This is a genomic window from Caulobacter sp. Root655, assembly GCF_001427665.1.
Lineage (GTDB): Bacteria > Pseudomonadota > Alphaproteobacteria > Caulobacterales > Caulobacteraceae > Caulobacter.
Genome location: NZ_LMHC01000022.1, coordinates 192,739 through 211,275, shown reverse-complemented (window position 1 = coordinate 211,275; position 18,537 = coordinate 192,739). Strand labels below are relative to the sequence as shown.

The 18,537-nt window shown below is 67.6% G+C and carries 12 protein-coding genes; 9 read left to right on the top strand and 3 right to left on the bottom strand.

Going from position 1 to position 18,537, the window contains the following annotated elements; genetic code table 11:
* The first annotated feature begins 13 nt into the window (after positions 1-13).
* From ASD79_RS14750 to ASD79_RS14740, 3 genes are all read left to right on the top strand, one after another.
* Complete coding sequence (locus ASD79_RS14750; protein ID WP_056722896.1) at positions 14-676, top strand: putative 2OG-Fe(II) oxygenase; 663 nt, start codon at positions 14-16, stop codon at positions 674-676.
* A gap of 101 nt (positions 677-777) precedes the next feature.
* The gene (locus ASD79_RS14745; protein ID WP_235524469.1) at positions 778-3,084 is read left to right on the top strand and encodes a heparinase II/III family protein; all 2,307 of its coding nucleotides are present in this window, start codon (positions 778-780) and stop codon (positions 3,082-3,084) included.
* Positions 3,085-3,289: 205 nt separating this feature from the next.
* On the top strand, positions 3,290-4,399 hold the full coding sequence (locus ASD79_RS14740; RefSeq protein ID WP_235524458.1) for a LacI family DNA-binding transcriptional regulator: 1,110 nt from the start codon (positions 3,290-3,292) through the stop codon (positions 4,397-4,399).
* Positions 4,400-4,535: 136 nt separating this feature from the next.
* Here the strand turns inward: ASD79_RS14740 and ASD79_RS14735 are convergent, their stop codons facing one another.
* Genes ASD79_RS14735 through ASD79_RS14725 form a run of 3 tightly spaced genes read right to left on the bottom strand, consistent with a single transcriptional unit; the run spans position 4,536 to position 7,963 of the window.
* On the bottom strand, positions 4,536-5,492 hold the full coding sequence (locus ASD79_RS14735) for an ROK family protein (protein ID WP_056722893.1): 957 nt from the start codon (positions 5,490-5,492) through the stop codon (positions 4,536-4,538).
* Positions 5,489-6,700 (bottom strand): glycoside hydrolase family 88 protein, encoded by a 1,212-nt coding sequence (locus ASD79_RS14730; protein WP_082584955.1) that lies wholly within the window; start codon positions 6,698-6,700, stop codon positions 5,489-5,491. The genes ASD79_RS14735 and ASD79_RS14730 overlap by 4 nt, the downstream gene beginning before the upstream one ends.
* A 3-nt stretch (positions 6,701-6,703) precedes the next feature.
* On the bottom strand, positions 6,704-7,963 hold the full coding sequence (locus tag ASD79_RS14725) for an oligosaccharide MFS transporter (protein ID WP_056722891.1): 1,260 nt from the start codon (positions 7,961-7,963) through the stop codon (positions 6,704-6,706).
* 357 nt (positions 7,964-8,320) lie between these two features.
* Here ASD79_RS14725 and ASD79_RS14720 point away from each other — a divergent pair, with 357 nt between their 5' ends.
* The 6 genes from ASD79_RS14720 to ASD79_RS14695 all read left to right on the top strand — a co-directional run bounded on the left by ASD79_RS14720 (position 8,321) and on the right by ASD79_RS14695 (position 18,505).
* Positions 8,321-9,778 carry a glycosyl hydrolase family 28 protein gene (locus tag ASD79_RS14720; protein ID WP_056722889.1) on the top strand — a complete coding sequence of 486 codons (1,458 nt, stop codon included), beginning with the start codon at positions 8,321-8,323 and terminating at the stop codon, positions 9,776-9,778.
* Between the two features lie 8 nt (positions 9,779-9,786).
* A complete protein-coding gene (locus tag ASD79_RS14715) occupies positions 9,787-10,200 on the top strand; it encodes a GntR family transcriptional regulator (RefSeq protein ID WP_056722887.1) in 414 nt (137 codons plus the stop codon).
* Positions 10,201-10,292: 92 nt separating this feature from the next.
* Complete coding sequence (locus ASD79_RS14710) at positions 10,293-11,300, top strand: LacI family DNA-binding transcriptional regulator (protein WP_156400517.1); 1,008 nt, start codon at positions 10,293-10,295, stop codon at positions 11,298-11,300.
* Positions 11,301-11,509: 209 nt separating this feature from the next.
* A complete protein-coding gene (locus ASD79_RS14705; protein ID WP_056722885.1) occupies positions 11,510-13,480 on the top strand; it encodes a glycoside hydrolase family 97 protein in 1,971 nt (656 codons plus the stop codon).
* 11 nt (positions 13,481-13,491) lie between these two features.
* On the top strand, positions 13,492-15,210 hold the full coding sequence (locus ASD79_RS14700; protein WP_056722884.1) for a glycoside hydrolase 43 family protein: 1,719 nt from the start codon (positions 13,492-13,494) through the stop codon (positions 15,208-15,210).
* Positions 15,211-15,547: 337 nt separating this feature from the next.
* The gene (locus ASD79_RS14695) at positions 15,548-18,505 is read left to right on the top strand and encodes a TonB-dependent receptor (RefSeq protein WP_082584951.1); all 2,958 of its coding nucleotides are present in this window, start codon (positions 15,548-15,550) and stop codon (positions 18,503-18,505) included.
* The last annotated feature ends 32 nt before the right edge of the window (positions 18,506-18,537 follow it).

Below are 18,537 nucleotides of genomic sequence, written 5' to 3'. Positions count from 1 at the left end.
ACGGGAGCCGGCGATGGCCAATGACTATGACCTGCGGCTCGTCGCGCCGTTCAGTCCAACCATCATCAAGGCCACGATGCCGCCCGCCGTCGTCGAGCGCCTCAACGCGCGCGTGGACGACATCGTCGCGCGGCGCGACGAGGTGGCCGCTCGCGACTGGTCCAAGCACTTGGCCGGGGCCGTCACGACGGAAATCCGGCTCACGGACGTGATCGGCGAGATGAGCGACCTGTCGGACTTCCTCTACGACGTGGCCCGCACCTACAGCTATCGCTGTGAAAACGCGCTCATGCACTATGGCGACTATGAGCGCACCGAGGAGCTGGCCGACAAGAAGCTGCAGATCCAGATCAAGGAAGGCTGGGTCAACGACATGGTGGCCGGCGACTACAATCCCGCTCACTTCCACCAGGGATGCCTGTTCAGCAGTGTCGGGTTTCTGCGCGTCCCGCCGGACTACGAGACGGAGTTCCTGGCCGACAAGGCGCGGCAGAACACCGCCGGCTGCCTGCAGTTCATCGACAGCCGCAGCGCCGTCGGAGTGCGAAACCTGTTCACCGTCAAGCCGGTGGTCGGCGAGTTCTATCTATGGCCGTCGTGGATGTTGCACTGTGTCTATCCGTTCAAGAGCGCCGGGGTGCGCCGAAGCCTGGCGGTCAATCTGTCGCTCGCCTGAGGGCGTCCGAGGCGGATGAGGGCGCGGGCGCTTGCGGTCCGAACTGATATCGATATCATAGCGACTGAAGCCTAAAAGAAACGACAGGGAGAAGGCGCTTGGTGCTTGGTTTGATGCGGCGGGTTTCCTGCCTGGCCCTGGCGGCGTGCTTGATCGGCGGAGCGGCCCAGGCCCAGACGCTGCGTTCGGGGCATCCCTACCTTTCGTTCAGCGACACGCACGTGGCGCAATTCAAGTCGCGCGTGGCGGAGGACGCCGACGCCAAGGCCGCCTGGACCCGCGCCCACGCCCAGGCCGACGAGGCCCTGACGCGCAAACCCGCCAATGACCGCGAGCTCAACGCCGCCCTGCTGGACCTGTCCCTGGCCTATCGCATGACCGGCGAGCGCCGCTACGCCGACCGCGCCAAGGGCCTGCTCGATGTCTATGCCGCGCGGCCCAATTGGGTGACTGACAAACCCCTCCTGGCCCGCAAGCCGGTCTGGAACTCCGACCTGGGGATGGGGACCAGCGCCTATGTCTATGGCCAGACCTTCGACGCGATCCACGACGCGCTCAGCCCGGCCGAGCGCGACCGGCTGGCCAAGGCCCTGGTCAAGGGGGCCATCAAGCCCACGCTGGCCGACTGGATCGATGGCGCCGAGCGGATCCACAGTCTCGACACCATGGGGCACAACTGGTTCAGCCACATCGTGTTCGGCGCGGGCGTCGCGGCCATCGCGGTCAAGACCGAGGAGCCCCAGGCCGATGCCTGGATCCGGCGCATCGACGAGGCTTCCGAGGAATGGGCCAACTACGACGGCAGCGCGATCGAGACCAAGCCCCAGCACTTCGGATCGAACGGCGCCTTCGTCGAAAGCATCAACTACGCCGACTTCGCCGTCGAAGGTTATCTGAAGTTCCGCCGCGCCTGGCTGGACGCCTTCACCGAAAAGACCGCGCCGACGCCGCGCCTGGCGGGCGTCGCGGACCTGTTCATCCAGAACCTCTACCCGACCAGCGTGGGGGCGCTGTCGACCAACTTCGGCGACGGCAATCCCACGGCCAGCGGGGCGCACGCCGTCGTCAACCTCTGGGCCAGCGGCGACCAGCAGTCGCGCTATCTCTGGTACCTCGATACGGTGAAAGCCAATCCGGGCCAGGACGTCTGGGACGAGCCCGAGAACATGGTGCAATGGCCCGCCGCCAAGGCGCGGGCGGGCGCGGCGCGCGGGCCGGGTCTGGCGACCAGCTGGATCGATCGCGACCTGGGCTCGGCGACGATGCGGTCGTCCTGGGCCCCGGACGCGACGTTCCTGGCGGTGCGCTCGGGCTTCACCTGGAACCACAACCACGCCGACGCCGGCAGCTTCATCCTCTGGCACAAGGGCAAGCAGCTGCTGATCGACTCCGGCAACGCCAACTACGCCCGGCCCGAATACGACGGCTTCTACCGCCAGAGCATCGCCCACAATGTCGTGACGCTGGACGGCAAGGCTGAGCCGGCGAGCAACACCTATGACGGCTCGCACTTCCCCGGGCGGGTCGACCATCTGGTCGACGCGGGGGACCTGCGCTTCGTCTGGGCCGACGCCACGGGTCCCAACGCCAGCACCTTCGAGCGCAAGTACCGCAGCTTCCTGTGGGTCGGCGATACGATCTTGGTGATCGACGACCTCAAGGGCTGGCAGCCGGGCCAGTTCGAATGGCTGCTGCACTACGAGGGCGAGGCCAAGCGCCAGGGCCAGGTCATCACCGTCAAGAACGGCGAAGCCGAGGTGGCCGTGCGGCCGCTGTTCCCGGAAACCCTGCCCGACGCGGGCCTGCCCACCGACTATCCCGAGCTGCTGCGCATGGCCGAGGGCAAGGGCCTGAAGGATCACGCCCCCGACGAGGCCCAGCCCTACCTGCGTCTGCAGGCGCCGGGCGTGACCGACCGCACCAAGTTCGTGGTCGCCCTGACGCCGAACGGCGGCGCCGCGCCCCGGATCGAGCGGGTCGAAACCAAGGACTACCTGCTGGTCAGGATCCACCAGAAGGGCGAGGTCACCGAGGTCTATTTCAACCTCCTGGCCGACGGTCGCATCCGGCACCGCAACGCCAACGCCGATCTCGGCGGCTGGGAGACCGACGCCTACATCCTGGCCCTGACCTATCCCGAGGGCGGGGATGTGCGAAAGCCCAAGCGCTGGTTCGTCGCCGACGGCAGCTATCTGCGGCGTGACGGCCGGGTCGAGCTGGATTCCTTGTCCAAGGCCTTCGTCGTCAAGACGACGGCCGCGCGGGGCGTCGAGGTCAGCATCGAGGGTCAGCCGACCTACGCGATCCGCCTGGCCTGCGACGGCGCGCGATCGATCACGGTGGACGGGGCGGCCAAGGCCTGCGAGCGCGACGTCGCCCTGGCGCGCCGATCGACCGCGCCGCGTTGAGCTGCCCAGGGACCCGGCGCAACGGCCTTGCCAATCCCTTCCCAGGCTGAGAAGTTATCGATAACCGACGAGGGGATTTCGAATCGGTCGGCGGCCTCGCGCCGCCGATCCTTCGACGCGCGGACTACGCCAAATCGTCACGACAGCGCGATGCGGCCGGACCTCCGCCGCGAGCCCGTTGTCCACAACGCTCAGGGAGCCCGGCTTGGCGAAGGGCAAAGACACCATCGAACCGCCCCCGGCGCCGGACACTGGACGGGCGGTGACCATTCACGACGTGGCGCGCTACGCCGGCGTCGCCTCGATGACGGTGTCCCGCGTCGTCAACGGCAACAGCTATGTCAGCGACGCCATGCGCGAGCGCGTGCAGGCGGCGATCAAGGCCCTGAACTATTCGCCCAACCTGTCGGCGCGCAACACGCGGGCCGGCAGCACCGGGCCGCGGATCGGCGTGCTCTACAGCAATCCCAGCGCCTCCTATCTCAGCGAAGTCATGCTGGGCGGCATCGAGCAGAGCTCCAAGCTGGGCACCCAACTGGTGCTGGAGCGATCGACGGGCCTGGCCAGCCAGAAGGCGGCGGTTCGCCGCCTGCTCGACCAGGGCGTGGACGGCGTCATCCTGCCGCCGCCGCTGTGCGACTCCCGCCCGACCATCAACATGCTGCACGCCGCCGGCGTGAAGGTCCTGGCCCTGGCCACGGCCCGCCCGATGCACGACGTCTCCTCGGTGCGCATCGACGACTACCAGGGCGCCATGGCCATGACGCGGCACCTGATCGAGCTGGGGCATTCCAAGATCGGCTTCATCAAGGGCGATCCTCAGCACACGCCGACCCAGCTTCGCTACGAGGGCTTCGTCGACGCCATGACGGCCGCGTCGCTGCCGATCGATCCGGACTGGGTGGTGCAGGGCCAGTTCACCTACCGCTCGGGCCTGGCCGCCGCCGAGCTGCTGCTCAGCCCCGAGGAGCGGCCAACCGCGATCTTCGCCAGCAACGACGACATGGCCGCCGCGGCCCTGGCGGTGGCGCACGGGCTGCGGATCGCCGTGCCGGAGGCGCTGACCGTGGTCGGCTTCGACGATACGCCGATCGCCAGCACCGTCTGGCCCGAACTGACGACCATCCACCAGCCGATCAGCGCCATGGGCCGGGCCGCCGTGTCGCTGATCGTCGACGAAATCAAGGCCGAACGCGCTGGGAACTCGCCGTCGCCGACCCATCAGCTGATGAAGTTCACCCTGGTCAAGCGTGGCTCCTCGGGCGTGGCGCCGGCCAAGGTCGCGCCCCGCCGTCGGTCCACGAAAGCGACCTAGAACCCGCTAGGGCGGATCGACATTCAAGCTCGGTGCGTGGTCCTCGTCCTTCGACAGGCTCAGGATGAGGACCATGTTCGAGTCCGAGCCGTAGAAAAACCTCATCCTGAGCTTGTCGAAGGACGAGGTTTTCGTCTCAAACGCTGTATGTCGATACGCCCTCGGCCAGCGCCCGGGCGGCGGCCGGCGTGTCGGCAAGGTCGTTCCACAGGCGGGCGGCGCCGCGCACGCCCGAGGCGTCGCCCCACCGGGCCGGGGCGATCCTGGCCGACCAGCGATCGGAAAACACCCGAGGCGCGATCAGGCCGGGCAGCCGGTCATAGAGTTCCGCGACATTGGACAGGCCCCCGCCCAGCACCAGCACGTCGGGATCGACGATGTTGGCCAGGACGGCGATGGCGCGGCTCAGCCGGTCGACATAGCGCTCGAACGCGGCCACGGCGGCCGGCTCGCCCAGGCGGAACTGGTCGATGATCGCCTCGCCCGAGGCATGGACCCCCGTGGCGGCGGTGAAGTCATGCCGCAGGCCCGTGCCCGAGACCCACATCTCTAGACACCCCCGCTGGCCGCACCAGCATTGGGGACCGGGGCTCTCCTCCGGCTTGGGCCAGGGCAGGGGGATGTGACCCCATTCTCCCGCGATGCCGTTGGGACCCTCGACCAGGCGGCCGTCGACCGCCAGGCCGCCGCCGCAGCCGGTGCCCAGGATGATGGCGAACGCCACGCGGGCGCCGGCGGCGGCGCCGTCGACGGCCTCGGACAGGGCCAGGCAGTTGGCGTCATTGGCCAGGCGCACGTCGCGCCCCAGGGCGGCGGTGAGGTCCTCGCGAAAGGTGCGGCCGTTGAGATAGACCGAGTTGGAATTGCGCATCACGCCCGTGGTCGGCGAGATCGAGCCGGGAGCGCCGACGCCGATCGTGCCGCGCCCGCCGGCCTGCTGTTCGACCTGGGCGATCAGGTCGCGGACCGTCTCGATCGCGGCGTCATAGGCGCCCGGATTGGGGGCCCGGACGCGCGCCAGATAGTTGCCCTGGGCGTCCAGGGCGGCGGCCTCGACCTTGGTTCCGCCGAAATCGATCCCGACCTGAATCACCAGTAGGGCTCCCAAACGCGGGTCAGCCGCACCAAAGCTTCGAGGAAGAAGTAGTCGCCCCAGATGCAGGCCTCGTCGACGCCGACGCGGTTGGGCATGTGGTAGACCGCGTGGTCCAGGACGCCCGTCCCAGGCGCGCCCGGTGGCAGCATGTAGCGCGCGCCCAAGGTCTCGACGGTGGCCAAGGCCGCGCCCTCGTAGGCGGCGCGGTCGGGGTCGCTCAGCGGCAGGCCGCGGGCCAGTTCTAGCAGGCCGCAGGCGGCGATCGCGGCGGCCGAGCTGTCGCGTTCGTGCGGCAGTCCGGTGAACACCAGGTCCCAGCAGCAGATCAGGTCTGAGGGCAGGCGGTTCAGATAATAGTTGGCCAGGCGCGCGCTCAGGTCCAGCAGCGACGGATCGGCCTTGTAGCGATGGACCAGCGGAAAGCCGCTGATGCCCCAGGCCTGGCCACGCGCCCAGCAGGAGCTGTCGCTGAAGCCCTGGTGGGTCTTGCCCACCCGCGGCGCGCCGCTGACCGGATCCATGAAGAAGGTGTGGAAGGTCGAGCTGTCGGGCCGCACGATGTAGCGCGCCGCCTGCGCGATATGGCGGTCGGCGGCGTCAGCGAAATCGCGGTCGCCGGTCACCTGGCTGGCCCAGTAGAGCAGGGGCAGGTTGAGGTTGCAGTCGATGATCATCCGGCCGGCCTGGTCGGGATCGCTCAGATCGCCCCAGGCCTGGATGATGCCGGCTTGCGGCAAGTAGCGCGCCAGCAGCAGGCGGGCGGCCGCGAGCGCGGCGTCGCGCGCCTCAAGATCGCCGGTCAGCTTGTAGGCCGCCACGCACGACAGCGAATAGAGAAAGCCCAGGTCGTGATGGTCGACATTGATCCGGCGGTCGACGCGGTCCTTGAAGCTTCGCACCTGCCGCTCGGCGGCCTGGCGATAACGTTCCTGGCCGCTGACCTCGTAGGCCAGCCACAGCATGCCGGTCCAGAAGCCGTTGGTCCATTCGATGTTGTCGATGGCGGGATAGACTCCGTCGACGCTGGACGGCGCGGGGAAGGCGTCGGTGAACACCGCCAGATTGGCGTCGATGCGCGCCAGCACGGCCGCCAGGATGGCGTCCAGGGCCGCGCGGTCGGATCTGCGGCCTTGCAGGGCGTCGCGCCGGGTCAGCGGCTCGCGAGCCGGATCGCCGGCGGTGGAAACGGAGGAAGCTTGGGACATGAACTAGTCGACCTTGGCTAGATCGGCGTTGGGGAGGGCGGTCTTGAGCGCGGGATCGGCCTTGCTCGCCGCGCCATCGGGCGTCGGCGACAGGGTGAACAGCGAAGCGGTCCAGAACAGCGCGGCGCCCAGGGCGATCAACAGATAGGTGTGGGGGAAACCGATCAGGTCATAGGACTTGCCCACGATCGGCGAGAGGATCGCCAGGCCCAGGGAGTGACCAAAGCTGACGCCGACCAGATAGAGGGTCGAGGCCAGCCGGGTCTCGAAATGGGCGGCGATGTAGCGGAAGATCGAGACCGCCAGGATCGGCAGCTCCAGCGAGTGCAGCATCTTCATCGCCGAGATCGCGACGGGGCCCTCGACCAGGCCCGATCCGGCGATGCGGAAGATCATGACGCCGGCCGCGATCAGCAGGCCGTTCTTGGCCCCGGTGCGGTTGACGATGAAGGGGGCGACGAACAGCATCCCGGCCTCGACGAAGATCTGGGCCGAGTTGAGATAGCCGAACATCGCCGCGCCGTGCTTGGGGTCGGCGAACTGCGAGGCGTAGTAGGCGGGGAACTGCTGGTCGAAGACCAGGTAGAGGTTTGTGACGCCCAGGATCAGGACCATGAAGCCCCAGAACTTGGGGAGCTTCAGGATCGCCAGGGCGTCCAGCGGCTTGAGGCTTTCCGAGCGCGTCTGTTCCTCGGCGCCGGCCTCGACCCGGGTCATGGCCAGGATCGGCAGCAGCAGCAGGCCGGCCAGCGAGGCCAGGGAGAAGTTGATCAGCGGATCGATGTTGTAGAGCCGGCCCGAGAAGAAGGCCGCGAACGCGAAGCCCAGCGAGCCCCACAGTCGCGCGCGGCTATATTCGAACCCGTCCTTGCGACCGACGCGGTCGACATAGGACTCCAGCGCGTAGCTGCCGGCGATGAACGTGACGCCCAGATAGACCCCGCCCAGGGCCGCGCCCAGCAGGAGGTTGGTCTTCAGCAACGGGCCGTAGACGAAGGCGAAGAAGACGCCCGACAGCGTCACCATGCCGGCGATGACCCACAGGATGGTCTTCTTGAAGCCGACCTTGTCCGACAGGAAGCCGTAGATCGGCTGGGAGGCCATGGCGAAGATGAAGTTGGCCGAGAACACCACGCCGGTCTGGGCGCCGGTCAGGCCCAGGGTCCGCTTGAGCCACAGGGCCAGCAGGGAAATGCTCATCGCCTGGGCGAAGAAGTAGAGGAACAGGAAGGCGCTCAGCAGCGCGTAGTTCTTCTTTTTCATGGCGTAAGCGACTCCTCCCCCCGATTGACGCCAACCGGCGGCGCGGCTCTGAGCCGCTCGGGTCGCTCTGTGATAATCGAAACAGATATCGATACCAACCGAAATTCGCGGTCGGCGCTCCATCCCTAAAAGGCTTGCGTGTTGGTGATGATATCGATATCAATTTTGAGGAGCCCGCGTGGCTCCTTCCTGCGAATTCTCGGATCCAGTTCCCCCCTTTCCGAGGCGGGGCGCCTGGCACGGCCGGCGCCCCGATCTTTTCCGATCGGCGGACCGATCCTGTTGAATGCGCTTACGGGAAGCGGACACAACAATATCAAGATGACGGCGTCCCAGCCGTCACGGAGGGAGCGACGCATGCGCGAACACAAGGTTTCCCGGTCCGCGGCCAGGGCGCTCGCCGCGGTCCTGATCTTGGGTCCGCCGAGCGTCGCCGCCGCGCAAAGCGACACCGACAAGAGCGCGGCCGCCCAGGCCGATCCCGACCTTCAAATCTATCCCACGCCGCCGGCCAAGTTGGTCTACGCCCTGCACAATGACGACTTCACCGTGCGCGTCAGGCGTCCCGGCGGGCCGTGGCGCGATCTCTATGAGTACAACGTCAAGCTCGACCAGGATCGTCCGCGCGACGCCTCGGTGGTCCAGTTCGACTTCCGCGGAACCGTCGAGGTGGCCGTGCAGAAGAACAACGGCGATTTCAAACGGGTCGAGGTCCGGCCCAAGCAACCCGCGATCAAGACCACGGTGAAGGGCGGCGTCGTCTTCTTCACGCTTGATAAGCCGCGGAACCTCTCGGTGGAATTCGACGGCGACACCCTGAGCAATCTGCACATCCTGGCCGGCGAGCCGATCGCGCCGCCGCCGCCCGGTCCGGGCGTCGTGATCTATGGCCCTGGTCTGCACGTTCCGCCGGAGGGCGCGGCCTTCTTTCCGACCGCGTCGAACCAGACGATCTACCTCGCCGGCGGCGCGGTGCTGCAGGGCACGTTCGCGCCCACCAAGGTCGAGAACCTCAAGATCATCGGCCACGGCGTCATCAACGAGCAGGCCGATCAGCTCGTCGTCCACGACTCCACGAACGTCACGATCCAGGGGCCGATCTTCCTCAATCCCGCGCATGGCACGATCGCGTGCAGTTCCTCCAGCCACGTGCGGTTCAGCGACATCAAGACGTTCAGCAAGGGCGCGTGGTCCGACGGGATCAACATCTTCGCCTGCCAGGACGTCGACATCGATCGCGCGTTCATCCGCACCTCGGACGACAGCGTCGCGGTCTACGCCACGCGCAAGAACGGGGTGGGCGATACGCGCCGCGTCCGGGTCAGCCATTCGATCTTCTGGCCCGACGTCGCGCACGCCATGTTCGTGGGGCTGCATGGCGACAGCGCCAAGTCCAACACCCTGCAGGACATCGTCTTCGACGACATCGACGTGCTTAATCTGGACGAGGACGATCCCGAATATCAGGGCGTGATGGCCATCAGCGCGGGCGACACCAACACCGTTCGCGATGTCACCTTCAGCAACATCCGGGTCGACCACGTCGAGGAAGGCAAGCTGATCAATCTGCGCGTGGTCTATAACGCCAAGTACGGCACGAGCCCTGGCCTGCTGATCGACGGGGTCCATTTCAAGAACGTCAGCTTCACGGGTTCAGGGTGGGCCGGGCCGTCGATCATCGCCGGCTACGCGCCGGATCGGCCCGTGCGTAACGTGACGTTCGACAATGTCACGATCGCGGGCCGCAAGCTGACGGGACCCGCGCCCGAAGTGCTGGAGATCGGGCCCCATGTGAGCGGGCTGTCCTTCAAATAAGGACGGTCATGACCATCGGCTCGCCGGACGGATCCGCGCCCCTCTACGTGCAATTGGCCACTTTATTGGAGGCGGCCGTCCTGGACGTGCCGGGGCACGGCGATCGGCGTCTGCGGCTTCCGACCGAGCGTCAGTTGGCCGCGATATTCGGCGTGTCCCGCGTCACCGTTCGGGCCGCCCTGGACGTCCTTGCGCTGAGGCTGCCGGTGCGCAAGCGGGTCGGCGCGGGCGTCTTCATCGAACCCGCCGCTGGGGGCGCCGCGTCCTGGTCGATGGTGCGCGTGACGCCTCGGGTCATGGTTCGTCCATCGCGACAGGCGGGCCGCTCCGGGCGCGTTCCAATGTCGATATCGGATGAGCTCACCTCGAGACCGACTGGCGACGCCGAGAGGACTGGGCCGGTGATTTACCCTAGCCGTTGACGGCCAAATCTTGGCTAGAATGGTCGTCGAGAACCGCGCGGGCGCAGCGCGGTCCATGGGAGACCCTCTTGAGCGGACAACGACGACCCAGCGTGACCCTTTACGACGTGGCCAAGCACGCTGGCGTCTCCTCGATGACGGTCTCGCGCGTGATCAACGACTATGCGTTCATCAGCGAGACAGCGCGCGCCAAGGTGCTCAAATCGATCGCCGAGCTGGGCTATCGCCCCAACGCGGTGGCGCGCGCGACGCGGACGGGCGTGGTCCAGGTCGGCGTGCTCTACTCCAACCCCAACTCGTCCAATCTCAGCGCCTATCTGATGGGCGCGTTTCGCAAGGCGGGCGAGATCGGCTGCCAGCTGCTGATCGAACCCACGGCCGCCCACCCCACATCGGCCCGGGCGGTAGCCAAGCTGATCGAGGCCGGCGTGGGGGCCGTGGTCCTGCCGCCGCCGCTCTGTGACGACGCCAAGATCCTGAAACTGTTGGCGGCGGCCGGTGTGGAGGCCGTCAGCTTCGCGACCGCCAAGCCGCTGTCGGGCGTGACCTCGGTGGCGATCGACGATTTCGCGGGCGCGGCGATGATGACCCGCCACCTGATCGAACTGGGCCATGTCGACATCGCCTTCGTGCGCGGCGATCCGCTGCACTCGACCTCCGCGCGGCGCGAGGAAGGGTTCCGGGCGACGATGGCCGAGGCCGGTCTGGCCGTGCCCGAGGCCTATGTGGTCGACGGCGCCTTCACTTACCGTTCGGGCCTGACGGCGGCCAGCCAGTTGCTGGGCCAGCGTCGCCGACCCTCGGCGATCTTCGCCAGCAACGACGACATGGCCGCGGCGGTCAGCGCCGTCGCCCATGGCATGGGAATCGCCGTGCCGAGCGAGCTGAGCATCGGCGGCTTCGACGACACGCCCGTGGCGTCCACGATCTGGCCGCAGCTGACGACCATTCATCAGCCGATCGCCGACATGGCCGCCACCGCGGTCGACCTGGCGGCCGGACTGGCGCGGCGCGATGTCGAGGGTGACCCGGCGCGCAAGCAGGTGCTGGCCGAACTGACGCTGGTCGTTCGCCAATCGACCGCGCCGCCCGCCAGCTAGCGCGTCTTCTCCAGTCCATGGGCGCGCGCGATTGACGATGCGCGAATTGGAGTGATATCGATAACAGGCGCTCGACGGTCTCCGTCCGGCGCGAGAAAAAGGGTCGCGGCCGAGGCGCCGAAGGCCAACAAGGTCCGGGAGGCGTCGATGATCAACTCGTTCCTCATGTCCGTTCGCGCGTGCGTCGCGCGTCGGCTGGGCGCGCGCCGGTGAGCCGTTCGCCCATCGACCGCCGCCTTTTCGTGCTGCTGGCCACTGCGGCCCTCGCCCCCCTGGGCGCGGCAGGCCCGAGCCTGGCCAAGCCCAAAACGAACGCCGCGCCTCTGCGCGTGGTCTCGCCCGACGGACGGGTCCAGCTGGATCTGGACCTTCGGGGCGGGGGTCTGTCGTGGCGCGTCACCCGCGACCGCCGCCAGGTTCTCGCGCCAAGCCGGCTGGGGCTGGTGCTCGGCGGCGGCGGCCTGCTGGGGCCGGGATCCACGCTGGTCGCCGTCTCGCGCAAGCGCTTGGCCGGAACCTGGACGCCGACCTTCGGCATTCGTTCGGCCTACGACCAGGCCTGCGAGGAGATCACCGTCGAGCTGCGCGACCCGAAGACGGGGGTGGCCTTCGCCGTGGCGGCCAGGGCCTATGACGCGGGCTGCGCGATCCGCTACGTCCTTCGCCAGACCCCTGATCACGCCAGCCTCACCCTGGGCGGGGAGGCCACGCACTTCAATCTGCCCGCCGGCGTCGAGGTCTGGTCCAGCCGGGACGAGGGCGAGTACCAGCGCTCGACGCCCGCCAAGCTGGCGCCGATCGTCCATCCGGATTTGACGGGAAGCTCCGATGTCGGTCCGCTGGCGGACCTGCCGGTCACCGTCGTGTCGATGGACGGAAGAGCGGCCCTGATCGCCGAATCCGACCGCCTGCACTACCCGCGCGCCATGCTGCGACCCGCGGTCGACCCGGCCGACGGCCTGGCCGTCTACCTGATGCGCTACCCGGGCCGCGCCACCGGCTATTCGGGTCCTGGCGACACCCCGGCCGCGCCGACCTTCGTGCTCGACGTCGGCCAGACCACGCCTTGGCGCGTCCTGATCCTCGCCGACGATGTGGCCGGCCTGATCGCGCGCGCCGACCTGATCCCGACCCTGGCCACGCCCAACCTGCTGGATGATGTCAGCTGGGTGAAGCCGGGCAGGGCGGTGCGGATCCGCAAGCCCTACAGCACCGAAGCCGCCCTGAAGGTCGTGGAATTCGCGGCCGCGCGGAAGCTGGACTATGTGGAGTTCGACGCCCACTGGTACGGCGACGGCACCGATCCCAGCGACGCCACGGTCCCGATCCCGGGCCTGGACCTGCAACGCATCATCGACGCGGCGCGCGCCAAGGGGATCGGCATGATCCTCTATGTCGACCGCGTGCCGGCCATGCGCCAGCGCGACGCCATCCTGGACACCTACCGGCGCTGGGGCGTGGCGGGGATCAAGTTCGGCTTCGTCTGGGAAGGCCGCCAGGCCGACAACGATTTCATCTTCGACCTGGTCAAGGCCTGCGGCGAGCACAGGCTGCTGGTCAATCTGCACGACAACCTGCGCCCGGCCGGGATGGAGCGCACCTTGCCCAACTACGTGGCCCTGGAGGGCGTGCGCGGCAACGAGCAGTTCCCGACCGCGCGCCACAACGTCACCTTGCCGTTCACACGGGCCGTGGCCGGGCCGATCGACTACACGATCTGCTACGCCAACCCGAAGAACCAGACGACCAACGCTCACCAGCTGGCGATGGCGGCGGTCTATTATAATCCGCTGACTTTCCTCTACTGGTACGACGCGCCCGACAAATATGCCGGCCGGCCCTGGCCCGACCTTCAGTGGTTCGACGCGTGCCCGACGACCTGGGGCGAAACCCGCGCGTTGTCGGGGGCTGTCGGCGAGCATGTGATGGTCGCGCGGCGGCACGGCCAGAGCTGGTTCCTGGGCGCGATGACCAACGAGACGGCCCGCGTCCTCAAGGCGCCCCTGGACTTCCTGGGGAAGGGCCGATGGACGGCCACGGTCTTCGCCGACGGAGCGCCCGCGCGCGCCGCGTTCGAAACGCCGGTGGTCATCCGCAAGGTGGAGGTCACCGCCGCCACGGTGCTGCCGGTTTCGCTCGCGCCCAGCGGCGGTCAGGCCATCCTGTTCGAACCCCTGTAGCGGAAACGTCCATGGCCGTGGCCAAATCGATACTCGCCGTGCTGCTGGCCCTGGCCGCGAGCACGGCGGCCCTGGCTCAGCCGGGACCCGCGTCCTTCAGCGCCGACCAGGGCGACGGGACCTATCGCAATCCGGTGCTGGCCGGCGACTATTCCGACCCGGACGTCGTTCGGGTCGGCGACGCCTACTACCTGACCGCCTCGTCGTTCACCAACGTGCCCGGCCTGCCGATCCTGAAGTCCGCCGATCTCGTCAACTGGACCCTGATCGGCCACGCCTTGCCGAGGATCACGCCCGTGGCTCATCACGCCACGCCCCGGCGCGGCGGCGGTGTCTGGGCGCCGGCCATCCGTCACCGCGACGGCAAGTTCCTGATCTACTATCCCGACCCGGACTTCGGGATCTTCCTGGTCACGGCCAGCGATCCGGCCGGGCCCTGGAGCGATCCGGTGCTGGTCGACGACAGCAAGGGCGCGATTGATCCCGCGCCGTTCTGGGACGACGATGGCCAGGGCTGGCTGGCGCACGGCTGGGCCGGCAGCCGGGCGGGGTTCAGCAACGTCATCACCGCGCGTCGCCTGAACGCGGCGGGCGACAAGACCCTCGGCGCGCCGGTGACCCTGATCGACGGCGCCAAGCTGCCGGACGTGGCCACGACGTTCGGGCCTTCACCCTGGTTCACCACCGAGGGACCCAAGCTCTACAAGCGTGACGGCTGGTACTACATCTTCGCCCCAGCCGGCAGCGTGAAGGGCGGCTGGCAGGGCGTCTTCCGGTCCCGGGCGCTGCAAGGGCCGTATGAGGGCCGCAACGTCCTCGACCAGGGCAAGACCCAGATCAACGGGCCTCATCAGGGCGCGTGGGTGACGACCCCCAGGGGCGAGGACTGGTTCCTGCACTTTCAGGACACCGACTCCTATGGCCGCCGGGTCTGGCTGGAGCCCATGGCTTGGAAGAACGGCTGGCCGGTGATCGGCCAGGACCGCGACGGCGACGGCCGGGGCGAGCCGGTCTTGCGTTGGCGCAAGCCGAAGGTCGACAAGCCGGGCGCGCCGATGGCGGTCCAGGCCAGCGATACGTTCGACGGCGCCTTGTCGCTGGCCTGGCAGTGGAACGCCAATCCGGGCGACGACTGGAGCAGCCTGACCGCCCAGCCCGGGGTCCTGCGCCTGAAGTCCGTGTCTTCGCCGGAGAACCTCTGGGAGACGGGCGCGCTGCTGACCCAGAAACTGCCCGCCGAGACGTTCAGCGCCTCGACGAAGATCAGCTTCGCGCCCAAGGCGGTGGGCGAGCGCGCGGGCCTGGTGATGTTCGGCGCCGACTATGCCTGGATCGGCCTGGAGAAGACGGCCGAGGGCGTGCGCCTGGTCCGGGCGGACCGCATTGGCGCCGACGCCTTCCAGCCTGAGCAGGTCACGGTGGGGCTGACGGACGCGCCGCCGAGCCTCTACCTGAAGCTCAGCGCTTCGCCGGTCACGGCCGCCGATCCGCCGCCGAACTTCGCGCACTACGCGCCCTCGATGCTGCGCTCGACCCACGCCAGGGTCGTGTTCAGCTACAGCCTCGACGGGGTGACCTACACGCCGCTGGGCGCGCCGTTCGTCAGCAAGCCGGGGCGCTGGGTCGGCGCGCAGATGGGTGTGTTCAGCCAGGCGGCGGCGGGCCGACCGGCCTACACAGCCACGCGGATCGGCTGGACCGATGTCGAGGGCTTCTGGGTGACGCCCTGACGCGAGCGCGTCTGAAAGGGAACACATCCGTTGTATGATATCGATAACTACTTTCGCGTGTGACGGCGACGGCGGGGTCGCTTCACGCGGCGCATTGCCGATTGATAGGACAATTGGCCTGTTGCAAAACGCTTCTGATAACGATAACAAGATTTCAGCGGCCCGCACGGCCGCCAAGACCAAACGAAATGACGCCGGCCCGGCCGAGCGTCATTCAGGAGTGAAACGAAGAGGCTAACCGCAGCACGCGCTGGGAACGTCACGGCAAAAGCCGGGCGAGCCATGCGCCGCCGCCCGATCGGGTGGCGCAACGAGAACAATCCGGAGGGGACCCCTAATGTCGAAGCCCATCAAGAATTCGCGTCAACGCGCCCACGGCCGGCTGCTGGCCACCGCGTCGATGGCCGCCCTGCTGACGGCCGGCTGGACCGTCGCCAGCGCCCAGACCGCGCCGGCGCCGGCCAACGACAGCGCCGTCGAGGAAATTGTCGTCACCGGCATCCGCCAGAGCCTGCAGTCGTCGGTGACGATGAAGAAGAACACCATGGAAGTGGTGGACTCCATCCGCGCGGAGGACATCGGCAAGCTGCCCGATCCCAACGTCGCCGAGACGCTGACGCGGATCCCCGGCGTGCAAGGCTATCGCTACGGCGGGGAGGGCGCCTCGCCGGTCGGTTCGGGCAGCGGCCTGACCATTCGCGGCCTGTCCGGCCAGACCGCCTCTCAGGTCGACGGGCGCAACTACTTCACGGCCGGCGGCAGTGAGTTCAACATCGAGGCGGCCATCCCTGGGATGATCTCGGGCCTGGACGTCTACAAGAACCCCTCGGCCGAGCACATCGAAGGCGGCATCGGCGGCCTGGTCGATATCCGCACCCGCAAGCCGCTGGACCTGAAGGGCTTCACCGCCAGCGCCGCCCTGTCGGGCAAGTACAACGACATGGTCAAGAGCTGGCAGCCCGAATATTTCGGCCTGGTCTCGAACCGCTGGGACGTCGGCGACGGCGAGATGGGCCTGCTGCTGGCCGCCAATTTCCAGAAGAGCTGGAACCGCTCCGACAACGCGCCCGGTGTCGGCGGTTCGCAACTGCGTCGCGCGGTCCGCGCCGATAGCGCCGAGTACCTGACCGTCGTCGATCCCATCACCGGCGCCAGACCCAGTGCGGCCTACGCAGGCCGTAACGACGTGACCTATCTGCTGAGCGTTCTGGACCCGCTGACCCTCACCCCGGCGGAACGCGCCAACCTGGTCAACATGACCGGCGTCCAGCTCAACGTCGCCGAGGAAGACATCCAGCGCACGCGCAAGGGCTTCAGCGGCGCCTTCCAGTACAAGCCGACCTCGAACCTCGAGTTCTATGTCGACGGCAACTACAACTCGTATCTGTATCACCAGGGCTATCGCTTCCTGAACATGGTGGACAGCCGCTACGCCCAGAACCTGGTCACCACCCCGTTCAGCACCACCGAGGGCCTGACCAACCGCAACAGCAACGGCGGCGACGACGTTCTGCTGGCCAGCCAGCGGTTCTCCAAGGGCACGCTGCTGAGCTCGGGCCTCAACAGCACCGGCGGCGACGAGCACCGGATCTACCGGACCTGGATCCTGGCCGGCGGCGCCAAGTGGAGCCCGACCGACGTCCTGGACCTCAAGCTCGACGTTTCCTACGTCGACGCCTACCAGCACCAGGACAACCGCTCGATCGGCCTGGTGACGCGTAGCGGCCTGGCCTGGGACGTCACCCGCTCCATCGGCGCGCCCCAGCAGTTGGCGATCTCGGGTCCGGACCTTTCCAGCCCGGCGACCTGGGCGTTCAACAACTACGCCAACGGCACCAACAACATCTATGACGACAAGGGCGTGGCTGCTCAGTTCGACGGCAAGTACAAGTTCATCGACAGCGTGATCGAGGACATCAAGTTCGGCGCCCGCTATTACCGGAAGAAGTCGCGGTTCTATAACTACAGCTTCAGCGGCAAGAACCTGACGACCGACGGCCTTCTCCTGGCGGCCAATCAGTCCAACGCCATCTTCGTGACCAGCCAACCCGACCTGGTGGCCGGTTCGCACACCAACTGGTTCGACGGCGACGCTGGCTATAGCGGCGGCTACCTGACGGCCAATCCGGACTCGCTGCTGGGCGACAACATCCGCAACCGCTTCCCGCTGGCCGGCATCCCGTCCGAGGACTCGCTGCCCGAGGTCGTCACCTCGCGCCGCCTGGCGATCGAAGAGACCTTCGCCGGCTACGGCGTGGCCGACTTCGCGTTCCTGAACGACCGGATCCGCGGCAATGTCGGCGTTCGGGTGGTGCGCACCAATCTCGACGCCGAGGCCCAGATCGCCGCCACCGTCGGCGGCGTGGCGGTCGTCGCGCCCAACAAGTCGAGCAACAGCTATACCGACGTCCTGCCGACCTTCAACGTCACCGGCTACATCACGCCCGACACGCTGGTGCGCTTCGGTTACGGCCAAGGCATGACACGCCCGGGCGTCGCCGACATCAACCCGACGATCACCACCAACCCGACCACGGGTCTGGGCTCGCAGGGCAACCCCAACCTCCAGCCCTTGCATGCCGACAGCTACGACCTGTCGTTCGAGAAGTACTTCAACGGCACGAGCTACGTGTCGGCGGCCGTGTTCTACAAGGACGTGAAGGGCTTCGTACTGGGCGTGGACCAGTGCCAGACGGTGGCGACCTCGCTGCCCTATTCGGGCACCACGTCCAACAGCTGCCCCACCGGCCAGTACCGGATCACCCAGTCGGTCAACGCCGATCCGGGCTATGCCAAGGGCGTCGAGCTGGCCGCCCAGACCTTCTTCGACTACGATTTCCTGCCTGAGTTCGCCAAGAACTTCGGGGTCCAGGCGTCCTACACCTACGTCAAGACCGAGCTGCCGGCGAAGTTGGCGGGTCCGGGCAAGCCGACGACCATCGTCCGCCAGCCCTTCCAGTCGGACAACAACTACAGCATCGCCGGTCTCTACGAGAGCGACTTCATGTCGGCGCGGATCGTCTACACCTACCGTTCCGACTACGTGCTGTTCGGCGTCTCGGCCAATCCGATCGATGGCCGCTACCTGAAGGGCTACGGCATCCTCGACGCCTCGGTGAACTTCAACCTCCGCCCGGACCTGTCGCTGTCGCTGACCGCGTCGAACCTGACCAACAAGGCCCCGCAGCGCTATGTCGGCGAGCCCGGCGGCGACTACGACACCGACATCCTGCGCCAGTACTTCATGAACGGCCGCATCTACGGTGTTTCGCTGCGCTACAAATTTGGCGGCTAGGCAGGCCGCCCGTCCTTCCCCCGCAGCGCCGC